This is a genomic window from Pseudomonas azotoformans, assembly GCF_900103345.1.
GTDB lineage: Bacteria > Pseudomonadota > Gammaproteobacteria > Pseudomonadales > Pseudomonadaceae > Aquipseudomonas > Aquipseudomonas azotoformans.
Window position 1 is genome coordinate 6,071,523 of record NZ_LT629702.1, and the last position, 16,067, is coordinate 6,087,589.

Consider the following 16,067-nt stretch of genomic DNA (forward strand, 5'->3'; position numbering starts at 1 on the left):
GGCAGGTTTGCGGATCAGGCTTCGCTGAGGGCATCCAGTTGGCGCTGCGCTTCGTCCAGCTTATGTTGCGCATCGTCCAGATGCTGCGGTGCGACGTTCAGGTCCTGGGCTTTCTTCAGTTCCGCTCGACGCATCGCCAACTGGATTTTGGCGCGTTTCAGATCAGCAGTGTTGCTGGATGCCGTCGTTGCTTTCGGTAGCTGATCCACCTCCAAGGCCGCCAACGCTTGTTCCGCTGCTTCGAACTGCTGCTGCAGGATGATCAACTGCGACTGCTGTTCAAAGGTGGGGGGGTGACCAAACGCCTTCAAGGACTTATGCAGTTGGGCGCGGCTCATCGCGACAGCGATCTTGGCTTTCTTGGTCGCTGCATCCTGGGCAACATCGGCCTGCACGTGCAAAACCGACGTGGAACGCTTGGCCCGAGCCTGGCGTTCGGCGAGTCTATTGGCTTCTTCCCGTTGCAGGCGTGCATTGCGTTGCTCAAAGCGTCGTCGCGCCCTGTCGCGTTTCAGGCCGCGTTCATGATGTTGATGATCGTTGATCGCCAGTCCACCCACCATTGGCAGCACGCCGGTCGCTGGGCGCATCTCAATGCAGTCGACAGGGCAGGGCGCAACGCACAGGTCGCAGCCGGTGCACTCATCCATGAGGACGGTGTGCATCAGCTTGGCGGCGCCGACGATTGCGTCTACTGGGCAGGCCTGGATGCACTTGGTGCAGCCGATGCACTCGGCCTCGCGGATATAGGCAACCTGGGCAGGCGCTTCCCCGCGACTGGTGTCCAGATCCAGCACCGGTACGTGCAGCAACAGTGCAAGACCGGCAATGGTTTCTTGTCCGCCGGGCGGGCACTTGTTGATCGCCTCACCCCGCGCAATGCCCTCGGCGTAAGGTTTGCATCCTGGGTGCCCGCATTTGCCGCATTGGGTCTGCGGCAGCAGTGCGTCGATGCGTTGAATGAGGTTCATGCTGTGATCATGGGCGTGCCGGTTAAGCAAACTGGGTTTAATGGAAGGTGGGGCTTTCTTGTGGTGAGCGGGCAAGCCCGCTCACCACAACCAGTTCCTTCACCTCAGCAAGCCCGCTCATTACAAGGTAGCTTATTTGATACGTTGGCCTGGCTTGGCACCACTGTCAGGGCTCAGGAGGTAAATCTCTTCGCCACCAGGGCCGGCCGCCATCACCATGCCTTCGGAAACACCGAACTTCATTTTCCGAGGCTTGAGGTTGGCGATCATCATGGTCAGGCGGCCATCGAGCTTGGACGGGTCCGGGTAAGCGCTCTTTATCCCGGAGAACACGTTGCGTTGCTCACCGCCGAGGTCCAGGGTGAGGCGCAGCAACTTGTCGGCACCCTCCACGGATTCGGCCCTGACGATCAGCGCGACACGCAGGTCCACCGCAGCAAAGGCGTCAAACTCGATTTCGGGGGAAATCGGATCCTTGGCCAGTTCGCCATTACCCGCCGGCGTCGATTCGCCAGTGTCGGTCTGGCTGGCGACCAGGTCTTCTTTCGAAGCGTCGGTCATGGCCTGGACTTTCACCGGGTCGATACGGGTCATCAGCGGCTTGAACTCGTTCAGCTGATGATTGCCGAGCAGGCTGGCGTGATCGTTCCAGGTCAGCGGCGCCACGTTGAGGAACGCCTCGGCATCGGCGGCCAGCAGTGGCAGCACGGGTTTGAGGAAGATCACCAACTGGCGGAAAAGGTTGATGCCTGTTGCGCAGATCGCCTGGACTTCCGCCTGCTTGCCTTCCTGCTTGTTCAGCGACCACGGAGCCTTGTCGGCGATCCAGGCGTTGGCGCGGTCGGCCAGGCCCATGATCTCACGCATGGCACGGGCAAAGTCACGGGCTTCGTAGGCATCGGCAATGCTTGGCGCGGCGGCCAGGAACGCGTCGGTCAGTTCCGGGGCGGCGTTCTCGGCCACCAGCACGCCGGCGTTGCCCTTGTGGATAAACCCGGCGCAACGGCTGGCGATGTTAACGACCTTGCCGACCAGATCCGAGTTGACCTTCTGTACGAAGTCTTCCAGGTTCAGGTCCAGGTCATCGACACCACGGCCCAGCTTGGACGCGTAGTAGTAGCGCAGGTATTCAGGTGACAGGTGGTCCAGGTAGGTGCGCGCCTTGATAAAGGTGCCACGGGACTTGGACATTTTCTGGCCGTTGACCGTCAGGTAGCCGTGCACGGCAATACCGGTTGGCTTGCGGTAGCCCGAACCTTCGAGCATCGCCGGCCAGAACAGGGCGTGAAAGTTGACGATGTCCTTGCCGATGAAGTGGTACAGCTCGGCGGTGGAGTCCTTGTTCCAGAACGCGTCGAAGTCCAGCTCCGGCGTGCGGTCGCAGAGGTTCTTGAAGCTGGCCATGTAGCCGATCGGCGCATCCAGCCACACGTAGAAGTATTTGCCCGGCTCGCCCGGGATCTCGAAGCCGAAGTACGGCGCATCACGGGAGATGTCCCATTGCTGCAGGCCGCTGTCGAGCCATTCGGAGAGTTTGTTGGCCACGGCATCCTGCAGGGTGCCGCTGCGGGTCCAGGTTTGCAGCATCTGCTGGAAATCCGGAAGCTTGAAGAAGAAGTGCTGGGAATCCTTGAGCACCGGCGTGGCGCCGGAGATTGCTGACTTTGGATCCTTCAGGTCAGTGGGTGCATAGGTTGCACCGCACTTTTCGCAGTTGTCGCCGTACTGGTCTTCGGTACCGCATTTCGGGCAGGTGCCCTTGATGAAGCGGTCGGCCAGGAACATTTTCTTTTCCGGGTCGAAATACTGGGTCACCGAACGCTGGTCGATGTGCCCGGCTTCCTTGAGCCGCAGGTAGATCTGGCTCGACAGCTCACGGTTTTCTTCGGAGTGGGTCGAGTGGAAGTTGTCGAAATCCACCAGGAACTCGGCAAAGTCGGCGCTGTGTTCAGCCTGCACATTGGCGATCAGTTGTTCCGGGGTGATGCCTTCCTTTTCGGCGCGCAGCATGATGGCCGAACCGTGGGCGTCGTCCGCGCAGACATAAATGCATTGGTTGCCGCGATGCTTCTGGAAGCGCACCCACATATCGGTCTGGATGTACTCAAGCATATGGCCAAGATGGATGGAACCATTGGCATAGGGCAGGGCGCTGGTGACGAGGATCTTGCGTGGCTCGGACATGGGGCTCGGCTACTTGATGAAACGGAGGTCGGCCACTATAAAGCGCCGGGAAATATATTTCACCCCGTGGCGCTGTTTCAGAATCTTCCCATCCTGCGAAAGCATGCCGTAACGCCGCTGGAACGGTTAGGATAGCCGCCTGTTTCAGTCAGTCTTTTTCGGGAGTAGCCCATGAGCGCCGTCAATCGCGCAGCGGTGGAAGCCGTGCTTCGCCAGTACACCGACCCTTATTTGAACCAGGACCCGGTCAGTGCCGGCTGTGTACGCACCATCGACGTCCAGGGCGACCAGGTGTCGGTCCAATTGGAACTGGGCTATGCAGCCGGTCTGTTCAAGAGCGGTTGGGCGCAGATGCTGCAAATGGCCATCGAAGGTCTCGACGGCGTGCGGTCGGCCAAGGTCGACATCCGATGCGTGATCGCCGCGCACAAGGCCCAGGCGCAGATCCCTGGCCTGGCCAACGTCAAGAACGTAGTGGCCGTGGCGTCCGGCAAGGGCGGCGTGGGTAAATCCACCACGGCAGCCAACCTGGCCCTGGCCCTGGCTCGCGAAGGTGCGCGCGTGGGCATTCTCGATGCGGATATCTATGGCCCGAGCCAAGGCGTGATGTTCGGTATCGCCGAAGGCACGCGGCCGAAGGTCAAGGACCAGAAATGGTTCGTGCCGATCGAGTCCCTGGGCGTGGAAGTGATGTCCATGGCCTTCCTCACCGATGACAACACGCCGATGGTCTGGCGCGGCCCGATGGTCTCAGGCGCTTTGCTGCAACTGGTCACCCAGACCGCCTGGGGCGACCTGGACTACCTGGTGATCGATATGCCGCCAGGCACCGGCGACATCCAGCTGACCCTGGCGCAAAAAGTCCCGGTGGCCGGCTCGGTGATTGTCACTACGCCTCAGGACCTGGCCTTGCTCGACGCCAAGAAAGGTGTGGAAATGTTCCGCAAGGTCAACATCCCGGTGCTGGGTGTGGTGGAGAACATGGCGGTGCACATCTGTTCCAACTGTGGCCATGCCGAGCATCTGTTCGGCGAAGGCGGTGGCGAGAAGCTGGCCACTCAGTACGGCGTGGAACTGTTGGCCTCGTTGCCGCTGTCGATGCTCATCCGCGAGCAGGCGGATGGTGGCAAGCCTACCGTTGTGGCAGAACCGGATAGCCAGATCGCCATGATCTATCAGGAGCTGGCGCGTCATGTCGGTGCGCGGATAGTCCTGCAGGAAGCTGCCACGCCAGCCATGCCGACCATCACCGTCAGCGACGACTGAGGTGGTTGAAGGGAAAAAGCCTCGACGGTGTCGGGGCTTTTTCATGCCTGGAAGATGGGCAAGGTGGGTTTGTTTCGCAATTACTCAGCTGGTCGTGTAAGCATTTGCTTACTTTTTCGTAAGTGTTTGGGTTTTTTTTCTTCCATGGACGTCCGTTTTCTTCGAGAGCTTTTTCTAACCAATTGAAATTTAACAATTAATTATTCAAGGTTCAGGACGATTGCATGTCAGTTCATGGGTTGGATCCCGTTGAACTTCCTTTGGAACTCTTTAAGATCAGCCCTGTGTCCACGGATTGGCACAGCCATCAAGGAACGATGGTTGAAGGAACGTCGCAGGATGCGATTCATCAGGATGATGAAAAGGAATACAGGGACTAGGGAAAAAATGTGGGCGGGTCATACCGCCCCTTTTTTTGCCTGCAGGAAAGTAAAACCGACCATCCAGAAACGCAAAAAGGCCCGCAAGGGGCCTTTTGGATGGGGCGACGCTATCAGCGTTCGAGGTCTGCAATCTTACCTTTTTTGCCATCCCACTCCGCTGCGTCCGGCATCGGATCTTTGCGCTCAGTGATATTCGGCCAGATTTCCGCCAGCTCGACGTTCAACTGAATGAATTCCTGCATCTCCGCCGGGACTTCATCCTCGGAGAAAATAGCGACGGCCGGGCATTCAGGTTCACACAGGGCGCAATCGATGCACTCATCCGGGTGGATAACCAGGAAGTTCGGGCCTTCGTAGAAGCAGTCCACCGGACACACTTCGACGCAGTCGGTGTACTTGCACTTGATGCAGTTGTCGGTAACGACGAAGGTCATTTCTAATTCTCTCCTCAGGCGGCGGCAGCGAAACCCTTTGTGGCAGGGCTCGCGAGGTTCGGGAGCGATAGTCTGCAGGCCCGGCTAAAAGCCTCCAGCATCCCAAACCGCGCGAGAGTCTACCAGCTTGCAAGCCTCAGCGTTATATCCGAACCTGCAGTGCATATAACATTTCGAGCGCTTTTCTCGGCGTCAAGCCGTCCAAGTCAAGCTTAGCCAACTCATCCAGCACCGGATGGGGCAGGCTGGCGAACATGTCGCTCTGATGCGGCGCGGCCGGTTTGCTGGTGGTTTTGGCGGGGCTGGCAACCACAGTCTCATGGGGCAGGGCCGTGGTTTCCAGGCGGCTGAGGTGCTCGCGGGCGCGGGTGATCACATCGTTCGGTACCCCGGCCAATTGCGCCACGGCCAGGCCATAGCTCTGGCTGGCCGGCCCAGGCAGCACGTGGTGCAGGAACACGATGCGCTCGTTGTGCTCAGTGGCGTTCAGATGCACGTTGGCTACCAGCGGCTCGCTTTCCGGCAACACCGTCAGCTCGAAGTAGTGCGTGGCGAACAGCGTATACGCGCGCAGATGAGCAAGGCGTTCGGCAGCCGCCCAGGCCAGGGACAAGCCGTCGAAGGTGCTGGTGCCGCGACCTACTTCGTCCATCAGCACCAGGCTGCGCTCGGTGGCGTTGTGCAGAATGTTGGCGGTCTCGCTCATTTCCACCATAAAGGTCGAACGGCCACCGGCCAGGTCATCGCTGGAGCCGATCCGGGTGAAAATGCGGTCCACCAGGGACAGTTCGCAACTGGCCGCCGGCACAAAGCTGCCGATATGCGCCAGCAGCACGATCAAGGCGGTCTGGCGCATGTAGGTGGATTTACCGCCCATGTTCGGACCGGTGATCACCAACATGCGGGTATCGTCGTCCAGCGACAGGTCGTTGGCGACGAACGGCGTGGTCAGCACCTGTTCTACAACCGGGTGACGACCTTGCACGATGCGCATGCATGGCTCGCTGACAAAGCGCGGGCAGTTCAGATCAAGGTTCAGCGCCCGTTCGGCCAGGTTGCTCAACACGTCCAGTTCGGCCAGGGCGGCGGCGGTGTCCTGCAGCGGTGCCAGTTGGCTGATCAAGTCTTCCAGCAGGTTTTCGTAGAGCATCTTCTCTCGAGCCAAGGCACGGCTCTTGGCCGAGAGCGCCTTGTCTTCGAATTCTTTCAGCTCCGGGGTGATAAACCGTTCGGCACCTTTGAGGGTCTGGCGACGCTGATAGTCGATCGGTGCCGATTCGGCCTGCTTGCTGGGCAATTCAATAAAGTAGCCATGCACACGGTTGTAGCCAACTTTCAGGTTGGCCAGGCCGGTGCGGGCTTTTTCACGGGCTTCCAGGTCGATCAGGAACTGTCCGGCGTTTTCGCTCAGGGATTGCAGCTCGTCCAGCTCGCTGTCGTAACCGGTCTTGAGTACGCCGCCGTCACGGATGATCGCCGGCGGGTTGTCGATGATGGCTTTTTCCAGCAAGGCCGCCAGCTCCGGGTAAGTCCCGGCTGTAGTTGCAAGCTGTTGCAGGTGCGGCGTATCCAGCTCAGTCATCGCCACCTGCAGTTGCGGCAGGGCACCGAGGGCATCGCGCAGGCGCGCCAGGTCGCGGGGTCGTGCGTTACGCAGGCCGATCCGCGCAAGGATGCGCTCGATATCGCCGATTTCCTTCAACTGCGGCTGCAGCTTTTCAAAGCGATAGCCGTCCAGCAGGCAGGTAATGGACGTCTGGCGCGCTTGCAGCACCACCAGGTCCCGCAGCGGACGGTTCAGCCAGCGGGTCAGCAAGCGACTGCCCATGGCCGTCTGGCAACGATCGACCACCGATTGCAGGGTGTTATCGCGACCACCGGCCAGGTTGGTATCCAGCTCCAGGTTGCGACGGCTGGCGCCATCGAGCACCACGGTATCGTCCAGACGCTCATGACGCAGGCTGCGCAAGTGCGGCAGGGCGGTGCGCTGGGTTTCCTTGGCATAGCCCAGCAGGCAACCGGCGGCGCCGATGGCCAGGGTCAGGGTTTCGCACCCGAAGCCTTTGAGGTCCTGCACCGAGAACTGCTGGCACAGACTTTTCAGCGCCGAATCACGCTCGAAATCCCACGGCGCACGGCGCTTGGCCCCACGACGTTTTTCTGCCGGCAGATCCTTCGGCCAATCATCCGGGATCAACAGCTCTACCGGATTGATGCGCTCCAGCTCCGCCAGCAGGTTCTCCCAGCCCTTGATCTCCAGCACACTGAAGTTGCCGCTGGTGATATCCAGCACCGACAGGCCAAACAGACGCTCATCGCCCAACACCGCAGCAATGAGGTTGTCGCGACGCTCATCCAGCAGTGCCTCATCACTCACCGTCCCCGGCGTAATAATGCGCACCACCTGGCGTTCAACCGGCCCCTTGCTGGTCGCCGGGTCGCCGATCTGCTCACAGATCACTACCGACTCGCCCAGTTTCACCAGCTTGACCAGGTAACCTTCCAACGAATGGTAAGGAATCCCACACATCGGAATCGACTGCCCCGCCGACTGCCCACGCGCGGTCAGGGTGATGTCCAGCAGCTTGGCGGCCTTCTTCGCGTCTTCGTAGAAGATCTCGTAGAAGTCGCCCATGCGGTAGAACATCAACTGATCAGGGTGCTGGTTCTTGAGGCGCCAGTACTGCTGCATCATCGGGGTATGGGAGGACAGGTCTGAAGTGGTTTTACTCATTGGGTCGTAGGCAAATTCGTTGAAAGGAGTGGGGCAAATGTGGGGCATTCCGCCCTGCGATTTTGCGGTGGGCGCAAGGTTAACATGCAAGGTCGGAGCTTCGCAGGTCACAAACGGATAGGTAAAACGCAAAAGGGTGCGGCGCATTTACTTAACTGCAAATCAGCGCGCCGCGTGTATCTGCCATGCCTTTGTATTACAGCGCCCGCACGGGGATGCAAATGTCGCAGGTGAATTCACCGGTGCCAGAGTCGGTTGCGTTCGCCGTAAAAAACATCTCGAAACATGGCCGGTCATCGCATTGCAGACCGCTGGAGGGCATCCATTCACGCGTCAGCCACATCCAGGCATCGGCTATTTTGTCTGTTTTCCCTTTGAAGCGCGCTACGGCATAGCGGCCGCCCGGCAGGGTCTGGATGTCTGCCTGGGCGCTGGTCACAAAACAGGCTGGCACTTCAACGCAGGCGTCATACCGGCACTTGTTTGGGGGCGTGATGGAGGGATCGTCATAGCCTATGCCGTAACACCGTTCACCGCCGAGGCCGTTGGAGTGCATCCATGGCGCCATGGTCCCGCGCCAGAAGTGGCCGATTGCGGGGCCGTAGGGGCCGATCAGGCGTTGGTAGGCAACGCGTACCTTGGGTAAGTCAATAATGCGTACGTCCATGGTGGGCTCTTTCACTGGAGGAGAAGAGAACCCAGCGTCGTTGAACGTACGCTCATGTGCCTGATGGGCATTGCCGAAGACCTGATCAGGATTGCTCTCCTGCGGACCCGGCCGCAGCCCGATGGCAGCCGCCTGCGCTGCCAGCCGCTGCGGTGTGTTGGCGCGCCACTTGGATGGCGTGCAGCCAAACTGGAGTTTGAAGGCCCGTGCGAATGCTTCGCCTGAGTTGAAACCGCTGGCCAATGCCGTTTCAAGCACGCTTTCATGGCTGCCGCAGGACAGGCGGAACGCTGCCTTCTCCAGTCGCCGCCTCCGGACGTAAATGCCCAATGTCTCGCCCATCCACGCCGCGAAAATCCGATGAAAATGGAAGCGCGAAAAGTTGGCGATATCGGCCAACTGGGCGCCATCCAATGGGGTGTCCAGGTGGGCATCGATGTAGTTGAGTACGCGGTTCATACGCCGGGCGTACTCGGCGCGGGATGCGTGGGCGGAGATTTTGGTGGTCATAGTGCGTGGTAGTATGCACAAAAAATGCAAATTAGCATTTGCCAAGCCAAAAAACTCCCGTCACTATCCCCGTTATGCAAAAACGCAACGTTTCTATCGTCTTAAGAGAACTGCTGGACCGCGACCGGATCTCCCCCACGGAGCTTCACCGGCGTACTGGCGTGCCTCAATCCACACTCTCTCGGATCCTCAGCGGCAAGATCGTTGATCCGTCGGACAAGCACATTTCCCGTATCGCCGAGTACTTCCGCGTCAGCACCGATTACCTGCGCGGGCGCGCGGCGATGGGCGCTGTGCGCGATGACGTGCGTGACCCGATGCATTCGGAACTCAAGGACATAAGCCTGTGGGACGACGACACGCCCGTTAATGATGATGAGGTGTCGATCCCTTTTCTGCGCGAGGTTGAATTGGCTGCTGGATCAGGAAGATTCGTCATCGAGGAAAGCGAGAAGGCCAGCCTGCGGTTCGGCAAGCGCAGCCTGCGGCATAACGGTGTGCAGTTCGACCAGGCCAAGTGCGTGACGGTGCGTGGCAACAGCATGTTGCCGGTGCTGCGCGACGGTGCAACAGTCGGGGTGAACGCAGGCAAAAGCGGCATTGGTGATATCGTCGATGGCGACTTGTATGCCATCAATCACAACGGCCAATTACGCGTGAAACAGCTCTATCGCCTGCCTTCCGGGATTCGCCTGCGCAGTTTCAATCGCGACGAGCACCCGGATGAGGACTACAGCTTCCAGGATATCCAGGATGAGCAGATCAGCATCCTCGGCCATGTGTTCTGGTGGGGTATGTACGCCCGTTAACCTTCTTGCGTAAGACGAAGCCCGCCAACGAGCGGGCTTTTTTTCGTCTGCAGAAAATCGCCAAACCCTCGGCCCACGAGGCTTAAAATGCACATGTGCATTTCTTCGGTAAAAATAAATGCATCTATGCATTGACTGTATATGCATACATACTTATTCTTCATCTCAAGCCAGCCAAACAAGGCTTGGTGGAGGCGGCAAGGATGCTGCCAGGAAAGACAAGGAAGGCACGCAACACCGGCAAGGACGCCATCTGAGCGATGGCAGGGAGGCCAGGCAACACCGGCAAGGATGCCGACGCTCTTTAGTTTTACCGCTTCAAGAACAGGCAGCGATGAACCGGCCTCATAACGGTTCAGAGGGTTGGCAACTGACCCGGGTGTGCAGCGTAAAGCACCAGAAGCAGTTATCCGGCAGACAGGGATCGTGGTCGGAAAAACATCGAGGAAAGATCCGTACCGCGCCAGTAGCGCCGAAAGATCGAAGATGGACCGCATTACTGAAAAGCCCGGGCAACCGGGCTTTTTGGAATGCCTACCTACAAAATGGATTTACCCAAGAGCCGGCCCCGCGCCGGTAGTGCTCAGCCAGGAGGCGTGACATGACAAACGAGCAGCAAGCGTTAGCGGAAATGCCTATCTGGCTGGTGATCGTACTGGCCCTGATCGGCGGGGTCTCCGGAGAAATGTGGCGCGCCGACAAGGAGGGCGCCCGCGGTTGGTCGCTGGTACGGCGCCTGGCGTTGCGGTCCGGGGCGTGCATGGTCTGCGGGGTCTCGGCCTTGATGCTGTGCTACGCCGCCGGCATGTCGATCTGGACCGCCGGCGCCATCGGCTGCCTCACCGCCATGGCCGGTGCGGACGTGGCCATCGGCCTTTATGAACGCTGGGCGGCCAAGCGCATCGGGGTCAATCAGGCCCCGACCTCTCGCCCGGATCAGCAGTAACCGCTGCAAGGATGCAAGCAGATGACACCTCTCGAAAAACCTTCGCAACTGCCCGTGGCGATTGGGGACGCGCTGAAGCGCGCGTTCCCACAGCTACGGGTCGGTAATCACCATGACTTTTCCGACACGGCCGACAAAACCGGCATCTTGATCAGCGTGGAGCGCAATGGCCCGGGCGTTCGCTCCCTCGCCGGGCGCAAGGCGCATGCCTTGTCGGTGTCACTCAGGGCCATGATTGCCAGCGGCTCGGCACCGTTTGACGCCTGCGACCTGGCCAGCCAATTGATGGACTTGGCCCTGGATAACCGCTGGGGTCTGCCGCCCGAACAATGCGACCTGCCCACTGCGATTGTCGCGGCACCTTCCGTGCTCAGCAGTGCGGAAACGGACTACGACACCTGGACTGTTTCCTTCACCCAAAACCTCTATCTCGGCCCGTCGCTGCTCGAAGATCCTACGGGCAAGGCGCTGTTTGCCTGCACCTGGGAAGTCACGAACATCGACGATCCCGACCAATACCGTCCGTTGCAGGAGTAGCCCATGTTCGATGCATTGCTACGCATGCAACTGGGGCCGATCGTCGAGCGCCTGGCCGAAATGGAAGCCCAGCTTGAAGACCTGTATCGACGCGCAGAAAGCTTCTGCCGGATTGGCGTGTGCCAGGAGGTCGACCCTGCCAGCAATACCTGCAAGGTCAGTCACGGTGATCTGCTCAGCCCGGCGATTCGGTTTTTCAATCCGAGTGCGGGGGCGCAAACCGAGACCCGTATTCCGTCAGTGGGCGAACAATGCTTGTTGCTCAACTATGGCGGTGGGGAAGGAGGCTTGCAGTCTGTGGCCTTGTTCGGCCTCAACAGCAGTCTCTTTCCGCCCGTGTCCGACGTCGCTTCGTTGACGCGGCGTCGCCATCAGGACGGCACCCAAAGCGATTACGACGACGCCAGCCACACCTTCAATTGGGTCAACGGTCCCACCACAGTCAGCGGCTCCCGCGAGCAGGTCGTCGTCAACGTCGGTGCAGCCAGCCTGACCCTGAACGCCCAGGGTATCACCCTGCAACTCGGTGCCAGTGGCGTGTTGCTGGATGCCGCCGGCGTGCATTTGAGCGGCCCAGTGGTGGACCACCAGGGCCGTATGATCAGCAGTGCATAAGGATTTGCCATGATCGGAATCGATAGGAACACCGGGGCAGCCGTCGACGACTGGCTGCAATTCGTGCAGCGCGCCACCCGAGCGCTGACCACCCCCGTGGGTACTCGCCAGAAACGCCCGCTGTACGGCTCGTTGATCCCGCAACTGCTCGGGCAGAACCTCGGTGACGACCTGCTGATTCTCGCCCAAAGCCACGCCGCCCAGGCCTTCTACAACGCCCAGAACGGTATCGCCGACTTTCAGCCCCAGGTCATCGTCGCCACCCGCCAGGGCGCAGGTTTGTTGCTGCGCTTTGCCGGCACCTGGAAAAACCGCCAGCAATCCTTCGAGGTCGTGACATGAGCATGTTGATACCCGGCCAGAACCAACTGGCCGAACCGGCCATCATCGCGGTCGATGAGTTCGAACCATTGCTGGCCGAGTTCAAGGCCTTCGTCGTTGATTACGTCGCCACCCGCGCACCGCAAAGCGCAGCCAAACTCAAGGTCAGCCTCGACAATGAAAGCGAACTGCTGACCCTGGCCCTGGAAGCATTTTGCGTGCGCCTGCAAACCCACGAGCGCAAGTACAACGCGCGCATCAAGCAGATGCTGGCGTGGTGGGCCACCGGCAGCAACCTGGATGCACGCCTGGCCGATATGGGCCTGGAACGCCAGGTCCTCGACCCTGGCGACCCGGCCGCGTTCCCGCCGGTGCCGCCGATTCTGGAAAGCGACGACGACGCCCGGCTGCGTTACTACCTGGCTCCTCACGCCCCGGCGGCGGGCTCGCGCATGCAGTATCGCCGCGAGGTGTTCACCCTGGGCGAGCGGCCATCGGTCAAGGTGCAAAGCGCCACGCCGGGCGTAGTGACCGTCAGCTACACCTTTGACCCGGACGGCTATGCGGCCCAGATCAAGGATGGTAACGGTCGGCGTACCGCCCCCGGCGAGGTGATGGTCACCGTGCTTTCCAGGGAAGGTGATGGCACGGCGTCCGCTGATTTGCTGGACGGCGTACGGCGACATTTCGCACGGCCCGATGTAAGACCGGAAACCGATCTGGTTACCGTCCAGGGAGCACAGATCCAGCGCTACAAAATCCGCGTGATCGCCAAGATCAACGCCGGCCCGGATTCGGGATTGACCCAGGTCGCTGCACAAAAACTGCTGCAAACCTACGCCGATTCCTGTCATCGCCTGGAAGGCCGCGTCGACCCAAGCTGGATCGACTACGCCATCCACAGCGCTGGCGCGGTGCAACTGCAGATCCTCGAACCGCTGGAGCCGATTATCAGTACAGCGTTCCAGGCTCCGTATTGCACGGGCGTCGAGGTGGAGGTGCGTACGTTATGAGTGCGCCTAAAGCGAGCCTGTTACCGGCCAACAGTTCACCGCTGGAAAAGGCGTTGGACTTGGGGTTTGGCACGTTGCTCGATCGGGTTGTGCCGCCGTTTCCTGAATTGATGGACCCGGCCCGAACTCCCGTAGCGTTTTTGCCCTACCTGGCGGCTGATCGCGCGGTCAACGAATGGAACACCAACGCCCCTGAAGCCGAAAAACGTCTGACGGTAAAACTTGCCTGGCCCATCGCACGCCGGGCTGGCACCCGCCAAGGCCTGGAGAACGCGGCCAAGGGCTTGCAGTTGGTTCCTGAGGTTCGTGCCTGGTACGAACAGACGCCGCCCGGCGAGCCTTACAGCTTTTCCGTCCGGGCCTACATCGAACTGCCCTACAGCGAAGAAATCGACGCACGTCTCGACCGTCGTTTATCCGATGCCAAAAGCGAGCGCGACATTCTGTCTGTCTCTGTGGGCTTGAGCGCACTTGGTAGCCATAGCATCGGCGCCACCACGGTGTGCGGAGAGTTGACGACGATTTATCCGATAGTGGTGGCTGGGGTCGAGGCGTCTGGGAGTGCCTTTATGGTCCCAGGCCTCTACACCGTCGAAATCACCACCCTTTATCCACAGGAGTTCTAAATGGCTGACTACTACACCCTGCTCACCAATGCAGGGATCGCTTATGAAACCGCCTGCAAGGCTGCAGGACTGCCAATCAAGCTGTCGCAAATCTCGGTCGGTGATGGGAACGGCGCCGTTTACAACCCCGCGGCGACGGCTACTGCGCTCAAGCGCGAAGTGTGGCGTGGGCCTTTGAATGCGTTGTTCCAGGATGCAAAAAATCCGAGTTGGTTGCTGGCCGAGGTAACCATCCCGCCAGAAGTGGGTGGTTGGTACGTACGTGAGGCGGGGATTTGGACTGATACGGGCATTCTCTATGCGATTGTCAAATACCCCGAGTCGTTTAAACCCGTGTTGGCTACGTCGGGCTCCGGAAAAGAGTTCTACATCCGTTCGATTTTCGAAACGAGCAATGCTTCGGAGGTGAAGCTGCTAATCGATGACACGGTAGTCAAAGCGACGCGGGCATGGGTATTGGGTTATGTGGCTGATGAATTGACCAAGCTGGATAGCAAGCAGTCGGTTCGGCTGGCCACAACTGCGAATATGGTACTGAGCGGTGCGCAGCAAGTTGACGGTGTGGCTGCCGTGGCGGGCGATCGGGTTGGGGTCGTTCGTCAAGCTGCGACACAGGATAACGGGATTTGGGTCGTTGCTAATGGCCCGTGGATGCGCGCTACTGATGCCGATAGCAGACAGAAAGTGACGCCAGGGCTGAGTTTTTTTGTCGAGGAGGGGGCGCAGAACGCTGGCACTACCTGGCAACTAATCACCAAGGCGCCGGTCGTGTTGGGTACTACTGCACTGGCCTTTGAGGCGGTGACTGGCAGAACTGGAGTGGGCGCTGGCACTTATCGTAGCTTGACTGTGGATAGGAACGGCCGCGTTATTGCGGCGACAAACCCGACGACGCTTGCAGAAAGCGGTATCACTGATGGCGTAACGAAGACTTTGCTTGCCGAAGCGATGGGCGGGGTAGTCTCTAAGAGTGGAGCCACGTTGTCGGGGGGCTTGACGCTGACAAACGGAACAGAGGACTCCCCAGAGTTTGGATTTAAGACGCCAAGCACGGAAGCCTATTTTGATTTGTATAACAAAAATCTTCGATTTTTTGCGAGAAGTGACGGGGTTGACTCGACACCGTTTCTTCTAAATATTCCAAGTAAAGAAGCCTATGTGTTCGGTAGCGCTGTATGGAATACGACTAACTTCAATCCGGCGTCTAAAATAGAGGGTGACTGGGTTTCTACTGCGGGGCTTGCGTCTAATGACGAGAAGCAGCCGTATTTCAAAAGGAAGTCAGATGGTAAATTGTGCATGCTCCAGCCTACGCTTGGTTTTCAGCCCATACAGCAGGGCGGAGGGGTAGGGCAATCTACCAATAAAATCAGTATTGGTTGGTCCCCGCAAGGGCTTAAGGCAACTGTCGACAATCTTGACCTTGGACTTCTTTGGAACGAAAACAACTTTCGTCCTGCCGAATACATCAAGCTCGGAACCGCAGTTCCTGCTGGTTCGGCCCCCCAGTTTTCGAGCTTTCAGGTCGGCGCAATGGCTACCATGGGCGGCTCGTCAGGAGGGCTTGAGGTCAATAGCGGGCCCGCGAATGGTACCCCCTCTGCGGCTCTGATGCAGTTTCACCGTCCGGGTAGTTTCGGTGTCAATTTTGGTCTCGACACTGACAATCAATTGAAAGTTGGTGGATGGTCAATGGGGCAAGTGGCGCATACTATTTGGCACGCGGGTAACCGGCCTAAAGATACTGCACTGCTTTCCACCAATGGATGGAGTAAAAATGCAGATACTGGCGAAATAAAGCAGTGGTTTGAATATGCACAGGGGGATTATCCCGCGTCATTAGTGCTTAACATCACGTGGCCTTTTCAATTTCCTAATCAAGTTATAAACGCTAAATTCAGTTTGAAAATGCCAAATGGTCAAACCCAATGTGCAACGCAGGTTTCATATTCTGGTGCGACTGTAACTGGCTGTACATTGCGCTTGGAAGAGTGGGGAGGTGCAATTCAAACAGGAATGGTGATAGTTATAGAGGTGAGGGGTGCCTAAAA

The 16,067-nt window shown here is 59.0% G+C and carries 15 protein-coding genes; 9 read left to right on the forward strand and 6 right to left on the reverse strand.

Annotated elements, in window-relative coordinates:
- Nucleotides 1–14: 14 nt before the first annotated feature.
- Together rsxB and metG are read right to left on the reverse strand one after the other, a co-directional pair.
- Entirely contained in the window at nucleotides 15–971 is a 957-nt protein-coding gene (gene rsxB, locus BLR69_RS27490; RefSeq protein ID WP_071492675.1) for an electron transport complex subunit RsxB, read from the reverse strand.
- A gap of 132 nt (nucleotides 972–1,103) precedes the next feature.
- Nucleotides 1,104–3,155 (reverse strand): methionine--tRNA ligase, encoded by a 2,052-nt coding sequence (metG, locus tag BLR69_RS27495; RefSeq protein WP_071492674.1) that lies wholly within the window; start codon nucleotides 3,153–3,155, stop codon nucleotides 1,104–1,106.
- 171 nt (nucleotides 3,156–3,326) lie between these two features.
- Here metG and apbC point away from each other — a divergent pair, with 171 nt between their 5' ends.
- Entirely contained in the window at nucleotides 3,327–4,421 is a 1,095-nt protein-coding gene (gene apbC, locus BLR69_RS27500; protein WP_071492673.1) for an iron-sulfur cluster carrier protein ApbC, read from the forward strand.
- A gap of 493 nt (nucleotides 4,422–4,914) precedes the next feature.
- Here the strand turns inward: apbC and fdxA are convergent, their stop codons facing one another.
- From fdxA to BLR69_RS27520, 3 genes are all read right to left on the reverse strand, one after another.
- A complete protein-coding gene (gene fdxA / locus BLR69_RS27510) occupies nucleotides 4,915–5,238 on the reverse strand; it encodes a ferredoxin FdxA (RefSeq protein WP_003208688.1) in 324 nt (107 codons plus the stop codon).
- Between the two features lie 142 nt (nucleotides 5,239–5,380).
- Entirely contained in the window at nucleotides 5,381–7,972 is a 2,592-nt protein-coding gene (gene mutS, locus BLR69_RS27515; protein ID WP_071492672.1) for a DNA mismatch repair protein MutS, read from the reverse strand.
- Nucleotides 7,973–8,168: 196 nt separating this feature from the next.
- A complete protein-coding gene (locus tag BLR69_RS27520; protein ID WP_071492671.1) occupies nucleotides 8,169–9,149 on the reverse strand; it encodes an AraC family transcriptional regulator in 981 nt (326 codons plus the stop codon).
- A 74-nt stretch (nucleotides 9,150–9,223) separates the two neighbouring features.
- On the opposite strand from BLR69_RS27520, the gene BLR69_RS27525 reads away from it, so the two are divergent.
- On the forward strand, nucleotides 9,224–9,958 hold the full coding sequence (locus BLR69_RS27525) for a LexA family transcriptional regulator (protein ID WP_076955270.1): 735 nt from the start codon (nucleotides 9,224–9,226) through the stop codon (nucleotides 9,956–9,958).
- Here the strand turns inward: BLR69_RS27525 and BLR69_RS30980 are convergent.
- On the reverse strand, nucleotides 9,955–10,455 hold the full coding sequence (locus BLR69_RS30980; protein ID WP_166794321.1) for a hypothetical protein: 501 nt from the start codon (nucleotides 10,453–10,455) through the stop codon (nucleotides 9,955–9,957). The two genes, BLR69_RS27525 and BLR69_RS30980, sit on opposite strands and share 4 nt — an antisense overlap.
- A 104-nt stretch (nucleotides 10,456–10,559) precedes the next feature.
- Between BLR69_RS30980 and BLR69_RS27530 the strand changes: the two genes are divergently transcribed.
- From BLR69_RS27530 to BLR69_RS31265, 7 genes are read left to right on the forward strand one after another with little or no spacing between them, the layout of a single operon-like run.
- Nucleotides 10,560–10,904 carry a phage holin family protein gene (locus BLR69_RS27530; RefSeq protein WP_058423767.1) on the forward strand — a complete coding sequence of 115 codons (345 nt, stop codon included), beginning with the start codon at nucleotides 10,560–10,562 and terminating at the stop codon, nucleotides 10,902–10,904.
- A 21-nt stretch (nucleotides 10,905–10,925) separates the two neighbouring features.
- Complete coding sequence (locus BLR69_RS27535; RefSeq protein WP_071492669.1) at nucleotides 10,926–11,441, forward strand: hypothetical protein; 516 nt, start codon at nucleotides 10,926–10,928, stop codon at nucleotides 11,439–11,441.
- Nucleotides 11,442–11,444: 3 nt separating this feature from the next.
- Nucleotides 11,445–12,056, forward strand: coding sequence for a phage baseplate assembly protein V (locus BLR69_RS27540; RefSeq protein ID WP_071492668.1), 612 nt, complete (start codon nucleotides 11,445–11,447; stop codon nucleotides 12,054–12,056).
- 9 nt (nucleotides 12,057–12,065) lie between these two features.
- Nucleotides 12,066–12,398, forward strand: a complete 333-nt coding sequence (locus BLR69_RS27545; protein WP_071492667.1) for a phage baseplate protein — start codon at nucleotides 12,066–12,068, stop codon at nucleotides 12,396–12,398.
- Entirely contained in the window at nucleotides 12,395–13,390 is a 996-nt protein-coding gene (locus BLR69_RS27550) for a baseplate J/gp47 family protein (protein WP_071492666.1), read from the forward strand. The genes BLR69_RS27545 and BLR69_RS27550 overlap by 4 nt, the downstream gene beginning before the upstream one ends.
- Nucleotides 13,387–14,016 carry a phage tail protein I gene (locus BLR69_RS27555; protein ID WP_071492665.1) on the forward strand — a complete coding sequence of 210 codons (630 nt, stop codon included), beginning with the start codon at nucleotides 13,387–13,389 and terminating at the stop codon, nucleotides 14,014–14,016. The genes BLR69_RS27550 and BLR69_RS27555 overlap by 4 nt, the downstream gene beginning before the upstream one ends.
- A complete protein-coding gene (locus tag BLR69_RS31265; protein WP_083365831.1) occupies nucleotides 14,017–16,065 on the forward strand; it encodes a phage tail protein in 2,049 nt (682 codons plus the stop codon).
- Nucleotides 16,066–16,067: the final 2 nt, after the last annotated feature.